The sequence below is a fragment of the Tateyamaria sp. genome (genome assembly GCF_059783535.1).
On the sequence record NZ_JBYNDP010000032.1, the window covers coordinates 20,014 to 33,186 of the forward strand.

The 13,173-nt window shown below is 58.2% G+C and carries 14 protein-coding genes; 8 read left to right on the forward strand and 6 right to left on the reverse strand.

The features are described from left to right. Nucleotides 1-8: 8 nt before the first annotated feature. Both phnL and phnN read left to right on the forward strand, forming a co-directional pair. Entirely contained in the window at nucleotides 9-692 is a 684-nt protein-coding gene (gene phnL / locus AC6RA8_RS08685; protein ID WP_500352084.1) for a phosphonate C-P lyase system protein PhnL, read from the forward strand. Then, a complete protein-coding gene (gene phnN / locus AC6RA8_RS08690) occupies nucleotides 689-1,231 on the forward strand; it encodes a phosphonate metabolism protein/1,5-bisphosphokinase (PRPP-forming) PhnN (RefSeq protein ID WP_500352062.1) in 543 nt (180 codons plus the stop codon). The genes phnL and phnN overlap by 4 nt, the downstream gene beginning before the upstream one ends. Here the strand turns inward: phnN and AC6RA8_RS08695 are convergent. Beyond that, complete coding sequence (locus AC6RA8_RS08695) at nucleotides 1,213-1,893, reverse strand: DUF1045 domain-containing protein (RefSeq protein ID WP_500352064.1); 681 nt, start codon at nucleotides 1,891-1,893, stop codon at nucleotides 1,213-1,215. The genes phnN and AC6RA8_RS08695 overlap by 19 nt on opposite strands. A 34-nt stretch (nucleotides 1,894-1,927) precedes the next feature. Between AC6RA8_RS08695 and AC6RA8_RS08700 the strand changes: the two genes are divergently transcribed. Further along, entirely contained in the window at nucleotides 1,928-3,070 is a 1,143-nt protein-coding gene (locus AC6RA8_RS08700; protein WP_500352065.1) for an alpha-D-ribose 1-methylphosphonate 5-triphosphate diphosphatase, read from the forward strand. 60 nt (nucleotides 3,071-3,130) lie between these two features. Here AC6RA8_RS08700 and AC6RA8_RS08705 read toward each other — a convergent pair whose 3' ends face one another. Then, nucleotides 3,131-5,050: a fasciclin domain-containing protein gene (locus tag AC6RA8_RS08705; RefSeq protein ID WP_500352066.1), complete on the reverse strand. Its 1,920-nt coding sequence runs from the start codon at nucleotides 5,048-5,050 to the stop codon at nucleotides 3,131-3,133. A 39-nt stretch (nucleotides 5,051-5,089) separates the two neighbouring features. Continuing rightward, nucleotides 5,090-5,578, reverse strand: coding sequence for a fasciclin domain-containing protein (locus tag AC6RA8_RS08710; RefSeq protein WP_299701766.1), 489 nt, complete (start codon nucleotides 5,576-5,578; stop codon nucleotides 5,090-5,092). Nucleotides 5,579-5,715: 137 nt separating this feature from the next. Between AC6RA8_RS08710 and AC6RA8_RS08715 the strand changes: the two genes are divergently transcribed. Both AC6RA8_RS08715 and AC6RA8_RS08720 read left to right on the forward strand, forming a co-directional pair. Then, nucleotides 5,716-6,570, forward strand: a complete 855-nt coding sequence (locus tag AC6RA8_RS08715; RefSeq protein WP_500352068.1) for a DUF6502 family protein — start codon at nucleotides 5,716-5,718, stop codon at nucleotides 6,568-6,570. Next, entirely contained in the window at nucleotides 6,567-7,535 is a 969-nt protein-coding gene (locus AC6RA8_RS08720) for a DUF5666 domain-containing protein (RefSeq protein ID WP_500352070.1), read from the forward strand. The genes AC6RA8_RS08715 and AC6RA8_RS08720 overlap by 4 nt, the downstream gene beginning before the upstream one ends. A 3-nt stretch (nucleotides 7,536-7,538) precedes the next feature. Here the strand turns inward: AC6RA8_RS08720 and AC6RA8_RS08725 are convergent, their stop codons facing one another. Continuing rightward, the gene (locus AC6RA8_RS08725; RefSeq protein WP_500352072.1) at nucleotides 7,539-8,408 is read right to left on the reverse strand and encodes a LysR family transcriptional regulator; all 870 of its coding nucleotides are present in this window, start codon (nucleotides 8,406-8,408) and stop codon (nucleotides 7,539-7,541) included. 186 nt (nucleotides 8,409-8,594) lie between these two features. Between AC6RA8_RS08725 and egtB the strand changes: the two genes are divergently transcribed. Further along, nucleotides 8,595-9,857, forward strand: a complete 1,263-nt coding sequence (egtB, locus tag AC6RA8_RS08730; protein WP_500352074.1) for an ergothioneine biosynthesis protein EgtB — start codon at nucleotides 8,595-8,597, stop codon at nucleotides 9,855-9,857. Further along, complete coding sequence (gene egtD, locus AC6RA8_RS08735) at nucleotides 9,857-10,819, forward strand: L-histidine N(alpha)-methyltransferase (protein ID WP_500352076.1); 963 nt, start codon at nucleotides 9,857-9,859, stop codon at nucleotides 10,817-10,819. Before egtB ends, egtD begins: the two co-directional genes overlap by 1 nt. A 396-nt stretch (nucleotides 10,820-11,215) precedes the next feature. Here the strand turns inward: egtD and AC6RA8_RS08740 are convergent, their stop codons facing one another. Together AC6RA8_RS08740 and AC6RA8_RS08745 are read right to left on the reverse strand one after the other, a co-directional pair. Beyond that, the gene (locus AC6RA8_RS08740; RefSeq protein ID WP_500352078.1) at nucleotides 11,216-11,488 is read right to left on the reverse strand and encodes an integrase core domain-containing protein; all 273 of its coding nucleotides are present in this window, start codon (nucleotides 11,486-11,488) and stop codon (nucleotides 11,216-11,218) included. A gap of 32 nt (nucleotides 11,489-11,520) precedes the next feature. Then, on the reverse strand, nucleotides 11,521-12,024 hold the full coding sequence (locus AC6RA8_RS08745; protein ID WP_500352079.1) for an Lrp/AsnC family transcriptional regulator: 504 nt from the start codon (nucleotides 12,022-12,024) through the stop codon (nucleotides 11,521-11,523). Nucleotides 12,025-12,071: 47 nt separating this feature from the next. On the opposite strand from AC6RA8_RS08745, the gene AC6RA8_RS08750 reads away from it, so the two are divergent. Beyond that, nucleotides 12,072-13,010, forward strand: a complete 939-nt coding sequence (locus tag AC6RA8_RS08750; protein WP_500352081.1) for an EamA family transporter — start codon at nucleotides 12,072-12,074, stop codon at nucleotides 13,008-13,010. Nucleotides 13,011-13,173 lie beyond the last annotated feature (163 nt).

Consider the following 13,173-nt stretch of genomic DNA (forward strand, 5'->3'; position numbering starts at 1 on the left):
AGATGAATATGATCAGAGTAGAAGATGTCGCCAAATCCTTTGTTCTGCACAATCAAGGCAGCGCAGTCATTCCAGTTATGAATGGCGTATCTCTGACGGTGAGCGCTGGAGAGTGCGTGGCATTGACTGGTGCTTCGGGCGCTGGAAAATCAACCTTGATGCGGATGATCTATGGTAATTACACCACGCAGGCCGGCCAGATCATGGTCGGAGATGTCGATGTCGCCTCGGCCCCGCCGCGCGATGTTCTGGCGCTGCGGCGTGAGACGCTGGGCTATGTCAGTCAGTTTTTGCGCGTGGTCCCGCGTGTACCCACCATAGATGTCGTCAGCGAACCGTTGCGCGTGGTCGGCGTTGACACCGAACAAGCCGATGCAAGAGCGCGCGAACTGCTCTCGATGCTGAGTATCCCCGAACGTCTCTGGTCGCTTAGTCCGACAACCTTTTCCGGGGGCGAACAACAGAGAGTGAACATCGCACGCGGGTTTGCATATGACTATCCAGCCATGTTGCTTGATGAACCCACGGCGAGCCTCGATGCAACGAACCGCGCCGTTGTGCTGCAACTGATCGAGAGCGCCAAGGCACGTGGGGCAGCCATCATCGGCATTTTCCATGATGAAGCTGCGCGCAAACAGGTCTGCGATCGCGAGGTCGATGTCAGCCTCTTTGCTCCGGAACACGCCGCATGACCGGACGCTTGATTGCAGTTGTTGGACCATCTGGTGTTGGGAAAGACACCGTGATGGAAGCCATGGCCAAAGCAGAACCAGACCTTGGCTTGATCCGCAGGGTGATCACCCGTCCGGTAACGTCAGGGGGTGAAGTGTTCGATGGCGTTTCAGAGGCGACTTTTCAAGCAATGATGCGCGATGGGGCATTTGCATTGTCCTGGACAGCGCATGGATTGTCCTACGGGATTCCTAAAACGGTCGATGCTCGCCTTACGGCGGGTCAGGATATGCTGATGAACTTGTCACGCGCAGTGTTGGCGCAGGCCCAGTCTCGGTTTCCTGGCTTGATTGTTTTGGCCCTTACAGCGGATCCCGACGTTTTGGCGCGCCGACTGGCCGCGCGTGGGCGGGAAGATCACACAGACATTGCCGCGCGTCTGGCACGGGTTGGTGCGGGTGTTCCGGACGGTATCAAACCAACCATCATCGACAATTCGGGCGCGTTGGAAACCACAGTTCAAAAGGCGTTAAACGCGCTTTACCCGGTCAGAGCGTAGCGATGTATCTGATGAAAAAACCCGGTCTCATCTTCTCCCAGCAGGGTCAGGCTGTCTATCCGATAGGGCGACAACGCCAATCCCGCCAAAGCCGGGGTCAAGGCCGTCTCTGCTTGCGAAATAGTAGGTTTGTCCAGTTTGCCGGTAAGTGTCAGATGAAACCGGAACTGGTCCAGTACATAAGGGTAGCCCCAGCGCATAAGATGCGCCTCTTGTTCAGCCTTCAGGTTGGCGCCACGGCGCTTGGCCAGTTCAGCGTCACTCGGCGGCGCGCGGAAAGCGTCAAGCTCTTGCACGGCGTGCGCGGCAAGCACACCAAGGTTGCTGTCATCACCACTTGGAACGAGTGCGAGGAAACGCCCGAGGCGCGCCAGTTCAAGACCATCGAGCGTTACCGCCGGGGCATCCGCACACAGCGCGGCGAGCGCTGCATTCAACGTATCCGCACTCTGTCCCTCCGCCAACCTGAAGGGCGGCTTGATCGTTCCGTGGAACCCGTACTTGCGTGGGGTTTCCGTCACCGCGGCCACGTCCAGATCACCGACGTCAGGGTGCGTGCACCCAACTCCGCCGGCGCTGTCCCATCCCAGCCATCTCGCACCGAAATCGGCGAGCGGCGTGCCCGGTTCGGGCGTGTAGTAGATGGCGTAGCGCTTGAACATATCCCACCCCATTCCAGTTCGAGATGACAGGCACATGACACAAGAAACGATCCTCGCCAACGCCAAGCTTGTGCTGCCTAATGAAGTGGTCACTGGGCATGTCGTCCTCCGCGATGGCATGATTTCCGAAATTGGAACGGGCGCGTCTGTACCCGCCGGTGCCTTGGACTGCGGCGGAGACTTCCTTGCCCCAGGTCTGATCGAATTGCACACCGACAATCTTGAGCGACACATCTCGCCCCGCCCCAAGGTACCATGGCCGCACGGACCTGCGATCCTGGCGCATGATCGGGAACTCGCGGGCACTGGGATTACCACCGTCTTCGATGCCATGCGTGTCGGGTCGATACCGTCCGGCAAAGGTCGGTACTTGAAATATGCGCGCGAGTTGTCATCCGAGATGCTGGCCTTGCGGGCGCAAGGCGTACTCAAGATCAGCCATTTCCTGCACTTGCGTGCGGAAATCTGTTCGGAAACTCTTACAGACGAGCTTGCAGAGTTCACACCGGATGACCGGGTCGGGATCGTCAGCTTGATGGACCACACACCCGGTCAGCGCCAATTCCGCGACATCGACAAAATGAAGGCCTATGTCATGGGCAAGAACAACTTCACCGAAGACGAGTTCGACGCCCATATCGAAAAGCTGCAAGACTTGCAGGACAAGCTGGGAGCCAAACACGAAGCGGCAGCAGTGGCGGAGGCAGGTCGACTGGGCGCGGTCCTTGCCAGCCACGATGACACCACAACTGACCAAGTGACCACTTCGGCAAGGCATGGTGTCGCAGTTGCCGAATTTCCGACCACCGTGGAAGCCGCTGAAACGTGTCGAGACAACGATATCGCAATCATTATGGGCGCACCTAACCTCGTGCGAGGCGGGTCTCATTCCGGCAATGTTGCAGCCAAAGACTTGGCTGAAAGAGACCTGCTGGACATTCTATCATCAGACTACGTGCCGGCCGCGCTGTTAATGTCTGCGGTCCAACTCGGGAACATGTGGGGCGATATGGCGCGCGGCATTGCGACGGTCACCCGCACACCGGCCAAATCAGTCGGACTTGAGGACCGGGGAGAGATTGTAGTGGGCAAGCGAGCCGATCTCGTTCGCTTTGCGCAAATGGATGGGGGTGCCGTAGCGCGCGAGGTGTTCAGCCTGGGGCGGCAGGTGGCTTGACCCGCAAAGTGCGGCCGACACTGGAGTGCCGACCGCTTTCGATTTTGATGACCTCGATTCCTAGAGCAGGAAATCGTCTGTCGATAGTAGATCGGCGCTCACCCCTTCGAGGGTGATGGTGGTTCGCCCAAAGCTCACAACCGCGCCGGTTTCACCGTCTTCCACAAAATCCATGATGTCCCAATGGTCGCGGAAACCGCGCAGCACGATTGTGTCTTCGTCCTGGGTAAAGTCGGTGATGATGTCATCGCCGTTGTGACGGCCGAACACAAAGATGTCTTCGCCCGCGCCACCCGTCAGAACGTCGTCATCCGCCCCGCCGATCAAACGGTCATGTCCGGCGCCACCGTCCAGGGTGTCGTTGCCGCGACCACCTCGCAATCCGTCATGGCCATCTCCACCCAGACCAACATCGTTGCCACGACCAAGTACGATCAGATCATTCCCACCTCGGCCAAAGACAAAGTCGTCATTCGCGCCCGTGAAATTGAAGGACCGGCCATCGCCATCGATGATGAAATCGACGCGCCCTGGCCCGTTGTCCGGCAGCACGTCAACAGGAAGCAACACACCGTCAATGACGTGCGCGATGCCGTTTGAAGCCTCAAGGTTGACCTCGATGATGTTTGGATCGGCTACATCAGGGTCGTTATCGACCAATTGCGTGCCGTCGACCCCAAGGGTTGCCCCTAAAAGCGTGTCCAATGTAGACGCACCCAGCACGGCATCAGCGTCCTGTGCGCCTGGTGAAACATGGTACAGCAGGATGTCCGTCAAAAGCGGGATCGGATCAGCGCCCGCGCTCAACAACGTCAGCGCATCCACGATATAGGCAAAGGCGCCGCCTTCGTCCGATCCATCAAAGCCCAAGGCCTGCGCCAACCCGACAAAGGCCGCGTCATTGGGCGCAAAGACCGTGAGATCCGCCTCTGGATCATCCAGTGCGCCGGCAAGACCTGCCGCCTGTACCGCATTCAACAGGATATCAAAGTCTGTGCTATCTGCGTCAAACACCCCGCCACTGGCCGCGACAAGCTCGGCCAGAGTTGGCATTGGCTCCGGTTCCGGCGTGTTCCCCGGAATGTCGGTTGGCAAGAGCACACGGTCGATAGCCTGGATCGTACCATTGGTGGCGGCAATATCGGGCACAACGATGTTGGGGTTTTCGATGTCGGGCTCGGCGTCGATCAATTCACTGCCGTCAGCAGCAAAAGACGCGCCGGACAGAAGCGTGTCTACGGCTCCGGCCGCTGCGATGTCCTCGGCCGATCTCGCACCCGCTGCCACGTGATAGAGCAGTACATCCGTCAGAAGCGGGATTGGATCCCCATCTGGTGCCAGCCCGGCCAATGCCTCTGCAATTGCACCAAAGACGGCGTTTTCGTCCGACGTGTCGCCGTCAAATCCCAGATCAACTGCCAATTGGACAAACGCCGCGTCCGTTGGTGCAAACACCGTGATGTCGTCCAGGTTCTGTACTGTTTCGACAAGGTTCGCGGCGGTCAACGCCTGAACAAGGATGTTGAAATCGTCAGACCCCGCAGCAATTGCGACGATGTTCTGCGTGGTGTCCCCTGCGCCGAGATCCTCGTACCGCACATGGCCGACGTTTACACCGCCTACCACTGTCAGTTCGGTCCCCGCACGTGGCACCGGCCCGCGATAGGTGAAGAAATCAGTGCCGTTATGCTCTTGCTCCAACTCGACCAAAGCGTATTGGTTTCCGTCAGCATCCTGTAGATGGAACATCCGCTCGGCATAAAGTCGACCGCCATTGCCGATGTCTTCGCCAGCCGATGTGATCGCTGCGTTCTGCCCGTGGCGATCCAAAGAGAAATCTAGGAAATCACCGCTTAGGAACGGATCATTGTCCGAGACGGCAAATTCAAGTGTTGCAACAGCCGGCTGCGTGAAAACCGTACCGTGACCCAGGTTGCCCTGGGTCAGGTCGCTTTCCGCAAAACCGGTAAAAGTGAACATGTTCATTGACATTTGTCACCGTCCTTCCGGTTCAAAAAATCAGGGGATGAGCACGCGGTCGATGACGTGGATCACACCGTTCGAAGCCAGAATGTCTGCCTGGATTACATTCGACTTTTCAACCTTCACGCCATTGCGGCCATCGATGTGAACGTTGGCGCCATTTACCGTTGCGACGCTCAAACGTTGACCGGCGAGGTCGGAGGACAGGGTTTGTCCGGGCAGAACGTGATAGGTCAGGATGCTGACAAGCTGGTCCTTGTTCTCAGGCTTCAACAGGTTTTCAACAGTGCCTGCAGGCAGAGCGGCGAACGCTTCATCCGTAGGCGCGAAAACAGTGAACGGGCCGGGGCTCTTCAGGGTATCGACCAGATCGGCAGCCTGCACTGCAGCAACCAGTGTGTTAAACGAACCAGCAGCGACCGCGGTATCGACGATATCGGGCTGGGTGTTCATCTCGGCGCAGGCGCCAAGAGTGGCAAGAGCCGCGCCGACGGCGGTCATTTTCATAAAGGAACGGCGTTTCATAGGTGTGTCTCCTCAAAGGTATGGCGCGGGGCCGAATAGTGAGTGGGAATATTTCCCACGCATGGCGAAATGACGCAGGCCCGTCAGATTTCAAGGTTTTGCGTGGAAAAATTTTCCACGCGCGATATTGTCGATATATGGCAAGAAGCGAGCAAACCGACGCACCGGACGCATTTCTGCGTGTTCTCAGAGGGTTACTGCGACCATTGGTACGCACCATGATTGCACGCGGCCTGACAGCCCCTGCAATCTACAACTTGCTGAAACGGGTCTATGTTGAGGTTGCCGAGGAATCCTTCCGCCTTGATGACAAACCTTTGACTGACAGCCGGATCGCCCTTTTGACGGGTGTGCACCGCAAGGACATTCGAACCATCAAGGCCGAAGGCAACGATACGACCGGCCAGACACGCCGCAACAGTGCGCTACTTGCGACGGTGATTGGGCAATGGATGTCAGCACCGGAATTCACGGACAGCAACGGCGCACCAATACCATTGCCGCGACAATCAGATGACGCCGTGAACTTTGAAACGCTCGTTCGATCCGTCAGTCGAGATGTGCGACCGCGAACTGTGTTGGATGAACTTCAATTTGCGAACTTGGTGACCGAGACCAGTGATGGCCTGCTACACCTTGAAGCAGAAGCCGTTGTCGGAACCGGCAACGCGCCGGACAAGGAAGCGTTTTTTGCGGCCAATGTTGGCGACCATTTGGCAGCGGCGACAGAAAACCTCCTGGCTGACGCTCCTCCTTTCTTTGAGCGTGCCGTATTCTACAACCAGCTCCCTCCGGAAGTCGTGGACCAGATCGAGACAGCCGCGAGAACGCAGGCTCAGACCCTTCTTGAGGACCTCAACAAGCAATCAAGCGACCTTCACCGCGCCAGCAAAGGGCATGATGGCCCTCGACAACGCTACCGACTGGGCATTTACTTCTATCGAGAAGACGCCGCAGACGCGGAAACAGAAGAGAAGGCCCAAGATCCGTGACACGCTTGACCAGACGGAACGCGCTTGGGCTTTTGGGCGGAACCGCGCTGACAGCGTGTTCCCCGGCCATTTCCACATCACAACTCGGCGATGATCCATTCGAAGGTGGCATCGGCGGCACCGGGATTGTTGGTTTGATGACAGGGTCGGGCAGCGTACTTGTGAACGGCCTTCGGGTCGAGGTGACGTCTGCAACACGCATTTTTTCCGCCAACAAACGAGCCAACGACTCGTTGCTCGTACCAGGCCGCACACTAACACTTCTGGCCCGCGCAAGACTGGGCCGGTTCGAAGCGAAACGCATCGACATCGACGATCCGCTGACCGGGGTGCTGTTGCGCCAAGGATCCGGTTTTTCGGTCAATAGCACATCGCTGCAGAGCGCTGAAAATGCTAACGCACTGGTGGGCGAGCGGGTTACCGTCGGTGGGATTTGGCAGGCCGATGGATCGGTAAAAACCAGTCTGATGCAACGCACAGCCAGCCAGGAAGACAGTGTCTCCGGCGTTCTTGAAGGATCAGCGGCGGAGGGTTGGAAGATTGGTCAAACGCCGATTGCTCCCCCTCGCGGACAAAGCTTGATTGCCGGGCAGTTCGTGGTTGCTAAGGGGCAGTTCACCCACGGCACCCTACAAGTAAACGCGCTGCGGTTTGGACGTTTCCGGGAGGGCGGCAACACGTTGCGGCAGCTGTCAGTAGAAGGGTATCTTGAGCCGGTTTCAAATGCCCCCGGCTTCCGTTTGGCGGGCTTGGGCCACAGCTTTGACCAACGCCTTCAATTGGCCAGCTTCGCTAACGACCGTGCAGTGTACTTTGGCCCTTACACCGGCCGGTTTGTTGCACGCCGCGCCGTTCTTGTGCCCGAGGCACAAGGCCAGAGGGCGTCACTGTTGCGCCCGGCCGATGGCAAAAGCAGCGCCGCATCGCTTTCGGGAGATCGCGCGAGAATAGTTACGACGCGCTGACTGCTAGGCCGTAAACATCGACCTTCGGGCAGCGATCCAATCAGCAATGAAGTCAACAAATGCGCGGACACGCGCACTGTTGCGAAGATCCCCATGCATCAGCACCCAGATACTTCGCCCCGGACCAACCGGCACGCCGGGAACACGCACCAAATCTGGATGCGCGTCACCAAGAAACGCAGGCACCCATGCCATACCCAGGCCCGCTGCCGCTGCCTGTGTCTGCATAAAGACTTCGGGCAACTTGTGGCGCGGTGTCGCCTTTGGCAGTGGAGTTTGTGCAATCCAAGTATCGTCAGCCCCCCAACCGATCCAATGCGCACCCTCTCCGAGCGAAGATACCAAATCAGGATGGGCCGAGATGTAGTCGGGCGTGGCAAACGCGGCATTGACGTAGTCGACCATCCTGCGCCCCACCAAATCATCATCGATCTGCCTGGCGGCGCGAATTGATACATCTGCCTCTTGTCGCGACAGGTCCGAAATCTTGTTGGTCGCCACCGCATCAATGCGAATATCCGGAAAGAGTTCCGTGAACTCTGCCAGTATCGACACGAAAAAGCCGTGACCAAATGAGGGCGGCAAACTAACCCGCACAACACCGCTGGGAACACTGTCCAAACCAGTCAGACGGCGCTGCACTTCCAGCATCCGCTGCTCCATTTCCTGAGCATGCGGCAGCAGTAGCTCGCCGGGCTGGGTCAAGGTCAGACCGCGTGCGGATCGATCAAACAAGCGGGTGCCAAGACTATACTCCGCCCCCTCCAATGCCCTTGCGACCGTGGCATGATTGACTTTCAACGCGCTTGCCGCGCCACGCAGGCTGCCCGCACGATGAAGTGCCAACAAGATGCGCATATGATCCCAATTCATTGCGACCTCCATCCAAGCGGATCGTTGCCGATCCACCATGCTGAACTATTCGCTGCATCGCACGGAAAATCAACGCACTACACTTTCCCGTGTAGCCTGTGGTTCTGTCGCCAATTCCTGACAACATGGGCTCAGACAAACAGATGAGATGAACGTACCCGTCGCCACTCAAGGAACATCGCAGTCATGACCACACCCTCCCCTTCTCTGGCCCCAAACAAGGTAACGGAACTGTTCTCACGCACGCGCGCGCGAACGGATGCGCTGGCGGCACCGTTAACGGCCGAAGACATGATGTTGCAAAGCATGGAAGACGCGTCACCAGCGAAATGGCACCTCGCCCACACCACTTGGTTCTTCGAAGAGTTCATTCTGAAACCAAGGATGCCAGGCTACACCTCCCCGGATGATCGCTTCGCGTTTCTGTTCAACTCGTATTACACGCAGGCCGGGCCACGTCATGCGCGTGACCGGCGAGGGTTGGTTTCGCGTCCCGGCGTGGAGGAAGTCCAGTCATACCGCGCGTATGTCGAAGACAGTTTGGAAGACTTGTTGGCCGCCCGCCGTGATGATGCCGATGATATCGCCGCCGTTGTCGAACTGGGCTGCCACCACGAGATGCAACATCAGGAGCTGCTGGTCACGGATTTGCTGCACGGGCTTAGCTTCAATCCACTTCTTCCAGTCTACAAAGACCCCGAACCGCTTCCCGTCACATCCGAAGTGCCACTCAACTTTACACAACATGAAGGCGGGCTTGAGGAGATCGGACATGATGGCGTTGGCTTTGCATATGACTGCGAGGGGCCGCGCCACAAAACCTATATTGCCGCGTTTGACATCGCTGATCGCCCGGTCACCAACCGGGACTGGATCGCATTCATGGAAGACGGCGGCTACGACGATACCCGTCACTGGTTGATGGAGGGGCATGCCGTCGCCCAGCGGGAGGAGTGGTCACACCCCCTGTACTGGTGGCAACAGGACGATGAATGGTGGACCTTCACTTTGCGCGGTCCACAGCCGGTGGCTCTTGATGCCCCGGTTGTGCATGTCAGCTACTACGAAGCAGAAGCCTTTGCACGATGGGCTGGCGCACGCCTGCCAACGGAGGCCGAACACGAGATCGCGTTTCGCGACACACCCATCCAAGGCAATCTGATGGGAGACGCAGGTGCGACCGGCGCACTGCGGCCCCTGCCAGGGCCCGGCATCTGGGGTGACGTTTGGGAATGGACTGCATCGGACTTCAGCCCATATCCAGGGTTCCGACCACCCGAGGGCGCGCTTGGCGAATACAATGGAAAGTTCATGGTGAACCAGCGCGTGCTGCGCGGTGGGTCTTGCGCGACACCGCGCGAGCAGATGCGCCCGACATACCGCACATTCTTTTACCCTCATCAACGCTGGCAAATGCTGGGCCTGCGCCTGGCACGGGATGTGTCGTAATGGATGGCACACTCCAGCTCGCGGCACCTGCTTCAAAAGAAACAGATGCGTTGATCGCAGATGCGATTGCAGGCCTGACCGCACCGCAAAAATCGCTCAGCCCGAAATGGTTGTACGACCATCACGGCAGTGCGCTGTTTGAACAGATCACCCAGCTTCCAGAATATTATCCCACAAGAACGGAGGCAGGTATTCTGCGCGACAACGCCGCGGCGCTATCCGGTCTCGTCCCGCGCAATGGCGCACTTGTTGAACTGGGATCAGGCGCCTCGGTCAAAACCCGAACGCTGTTGGATGTCGGATCACATTTCGGCAGCTACGTGCCTATCGATATCTCGCGGGATTTCCTGATGGAGACGGCAAATGATCTTCAAAACCGTTATCCAGCTTTGAGCATCGCCCCCGTGGTTGCCGACTTCTCGGCCCCGGTCATTTTGCCTGACGAACTGGCGGGCATTCCCAAAGTCGGCTTTTTCCCTGGTTCCACGATTGGCAATCTCACGCCCGAGCGTGCACAAGCTTTGCTGAAAGGGGTCCGGGCGTGGGATGAGGTCAGCGCATTCATCGTCGGCATGGATATGGTCAAAAGCACGGGTGAGCTCGTAGCAGCGTATGATGATGCTCAAGGCATCACCGCACAGTTCATCGGGAACATCCTTGTGCGACTGAACCGAGAGGCGGGTGCAGACTTCGACACGCAAGCATTCGAGTACCGAGCGAGCTGGGATCCGGCCTTGGCACGGATCGACATGCATCTTGTGTCGTCCCGCGATCAAAGCCTCACACTCGCCGGAACGACCATCGCGTTTGAAGCAGAGGAAGCGATCCATGTCAGCGCGGCCCGCAAATACACGCCCGACAGCCTGAGTGCTCTTGCGACAAGTACCGGCTGGGACGTTGCGACGCGCTATACGGATGCGGCAGGCAGGTTCTCGGTCGCCGTTCTCACGCCTCGCATGTGACGCGACACGCAGCAAGCAACTGATCTGAAATATCACTTGGCGCGGTCATCCATCTCGATCTCACAAGGTGGATGACCGCGCCAAGTTGCTCCGTCGATCGCGCCCTGAAGTTAAACCCTGTTGCGATTGGTGAGATGTCATCGATGACCAAGGGCTATTGCCGGTCAGCAATGGCAGACAACGGGTGCGGAAAGCCAAAATCCTTACGTGCGGGTTGATGGTTCATGGCAATATCCGCCGGAGACTTTGTATCGCAAAAGAGATACAAACCTTCGCCAAAAACAGAGCAAACAAAAATGACCCACACACTGCTAACAAACGCCGGTATCACCGCATACCAACGAGACGGCGTTGTTCTGATCCGCGGGCTGTTTGCACCGTTTGTCGCAACATTGTCTAGCCCCCTGTTTCCGGGCCACTGATCTGGGCTTTTTCTAATAGGGTTTCCGGTACTGGTGGACGCATTTTGAGCGCCTGATGTGGACGGGTGTGATTGTACTGCTTGAGCCAGTGATTGATGACGATCTGGGCGTACTTTGTCGTTGTAAAACACTCCGCGGTCTGCCATGCACAGCTCCCCTTGGGGAGTGTCAGGAACGTTGGCTTTAGTCTGAATCCAGCCAACCGACCAAAGCCATCAAACGGCTGCTCTGCGCCCGATATGCGCATCCGTCAAGCTCACCGAATGCTGGCTCGTCGCGTCAAAGCTCGATCAACCGTTCTTCGACTGGCGAGGACTGGACTATGGACGAGTTGGTCGCTCCGAATGGCACGATCCGGTCGATGACCGCTTCCATTTCCGCCACGTCGCGGACATGCGCGCGGGCAATGAAACAATCCTCCCCTGAGACGCGATCGCAGGCAATGATCTGAGGCGTGTTCTGAATCGCTTCGATCATGTTCTTCATCTCTCCCGGTAGAGGTCTTGCCCGGATCAGGACCGTCAGGCCGAAGCCGAGGCGCGCGGGATCGATGCGCGCGCCGTATCCGGTGATGATGCCCACATCCTCGAGACGCCGCAAACGGTCCGCGACACTGGGGGCGGAAAGGCCCACACGGCGGGACAGTTCCGCGCGGGGAATGCGCGCGTCTGCACACAGCTCACGCAGAATCGCGGCGTCGATGCTGTCGAGACCTGTTTCGTCAGATCGAAGGGTTTTGGACACTTTTTCCTTCGTTCCCGGTGATGTTTCCGCCGCTGACATATTTGTTCTCCATATTAAAGGCCGCTCTTACCTTGCAGCATGATATCATGTCGGATCGCATCCCAGCAAAACCCACCCTGACCGGCGCCCCGGGCGCCATGTCGCGCATGTCCGAGGCTGTTCCGCCCCATGCATGGTTCGGCGTCTCGGCCGTTTTTCACTATCTTGGCCCCGCCTTTGCGGTTCTGTTGTTTCCGGTCGTGGGGGTGTTGGGCGTTGCCTGGTTCCGCATCGCATCGGCCGCCCTGATCTTTGCCCCCGTCACGAAGCCCTGGCGCACCTTCAAGACATCGACGCCTCGTGAGCGCATTCCTTTACTCGCGCTGGGTGGCTGTCTGGCGGTGATGAACAGCGCTTTCTATCTGGCGCTTGATCGATTGCCGATCTCGTTGGTTGCCGCCATCGAGTTCGTTGGCACGATCGGGATCGCGCTCTGGGGTCTTCGCACCGGGCGAAACTACCTTGCCTTTGCCTTTGCCATCATCGGTGTGGCCCTTCTGATCGATGTACCATCACTGCTGTCAGCGGATGGACCTGCCCTGACATCCGATCTTCTGGGCTTGTTCTGGGCGGTGCTGAACGGGGCCTTGTTCGTTCTCTACATCATCCTCGGTCACAAGATTTCCGAAGGTGGTGCATCTGGCGGCGTGGAGCGTTTGGGGGCTGCCATGACCGCGGCGTTCATCTTCGTCATGCCGATCGGCTTCTTGCAGGCGCTCGAGGCTTTCGGTGCGCCGTTGCTGGTTTTGGCCGGGATCGGCGTTGGTCTCTGTTCCTCGGTCATCCCGTATGTCTGCGACCAGCTCGCCATGGCCCGCCTGCCCCGCGCCAGCTTCGCGCTTTTGTTGGCCCTGCTGCCTGCGACCGCCACGATCATCGGTGTGATTGTGCTGCGGCAGATTCCGACCGCCACAGACATGCTTGGTGTGGCTTTGGTTATGATCGGCGTTGCCGTCCATAAACCCGCGCCCGTGTTATCGCAGTAGCGGACACCACCAAATCAAATGGCTGCTTTTGCCGGGACGCGAGACCGGGTTTGCGCCGTTCAGAAGCGATCCAGCGCGTAGGCGCCGAGGCTGATGTTTTGGGGTTCATTGCAGACCGTTCTGGCGAGTATGTCACCGGACTTGGGCGCCATCATCAGCCCGT

Bases quoted from the DNA above. Each gene is read 5' to 3' on its own strand.
- AC6RA8_RS08710 (WP_299701766.1), bottom strand. From the start codon at position 5,578: ATGAAACGCCGTTCCTTTATGAAAATGACCGCCGTCGGCGCGGCTCTT.
- AC6RA8_RS08750 (WP_500352081.1), top strand. From the start codon at position 12,072: ATGTCGGATCGCATCCCAGCAAAACCCACCCTGACCGGCGCCCCGGGC.
- AC6RA8_RS08705 (WP_500352066.1), bottom strand. From the start codon at position 5,050: ATGTTCACTTTTACCGGTTTTGCGGAAAGCGACCTGACCCAGGGCAAC.
- AC6RA8_RS08725 (WP_500352072.1), bottom strand. From the start codon at position 8,408: ATGAATTGGGATCATATGCGCATCTTGTTGGCACTTCATCGTGCGGGC.
- egtB (WP_500352074.1), top strand. From the start codon at position 8,595: ATGACCACACCCTCCCCTTCTCTGGCCCCAAACAAGGTAACGGAACTG.
- phnN (WP_500352062.1), top strand. From the start codon at position 689: ATGACCGGACGCTTGATTGCAGTTGTTGGACCATCTGGTGTTGGGAAA.
- egtD (WP_500352076.1), top strand. From the start codon at position 9,857: ATGGATGGCACACTCCAGCTCGCGGCACCTGCTTCAAAAGAAACAGAT.
- AC6RA8_RS08700 (WP_500352065.1), top strand. From the start codon at position 1,928: ATGACACAAGAAACGATCCTCGCCAACGCCAAGCTTGTGCTGCCTAAT.
- phnL (WP_500352084.1), top strand. From the start codon at position 9: ATGATCAGAGTAGAAGATGTCGCCAAATCCTTTGTTCTGCACAATCAA.
- AC6RA8_RS08715 (WP_500352068.1), top strand. From the start codon at position 5,716: ATGGCAAGAAGCGAGCAAACCGACGCACCGGACGCATTTCTGCGTGTT.
- AC6RA8_RS08740 (WP_500352078.1), bottom strand. From the start codon at position 11,488: ATGCGCATATCGGGCGCAGAGCAGCCGTTTGATGGCTTTGGTCGGTTG.
- AC6RA8_RS08745 (WP_500352079.1), bottom strand. From the start codon at position 12,024: ATGTCAGCGGCGGAAACATCACCGGGAACGAAGGAAAAAGTGTCCAAA.
- AC6RA8_RS08695 (WP_500352064.1), bottom strand. From the start codon at position 1,893: ATGTTCAAGCGCTACGCCATCTACTACACGCCCGAACCGGGCACGCCG.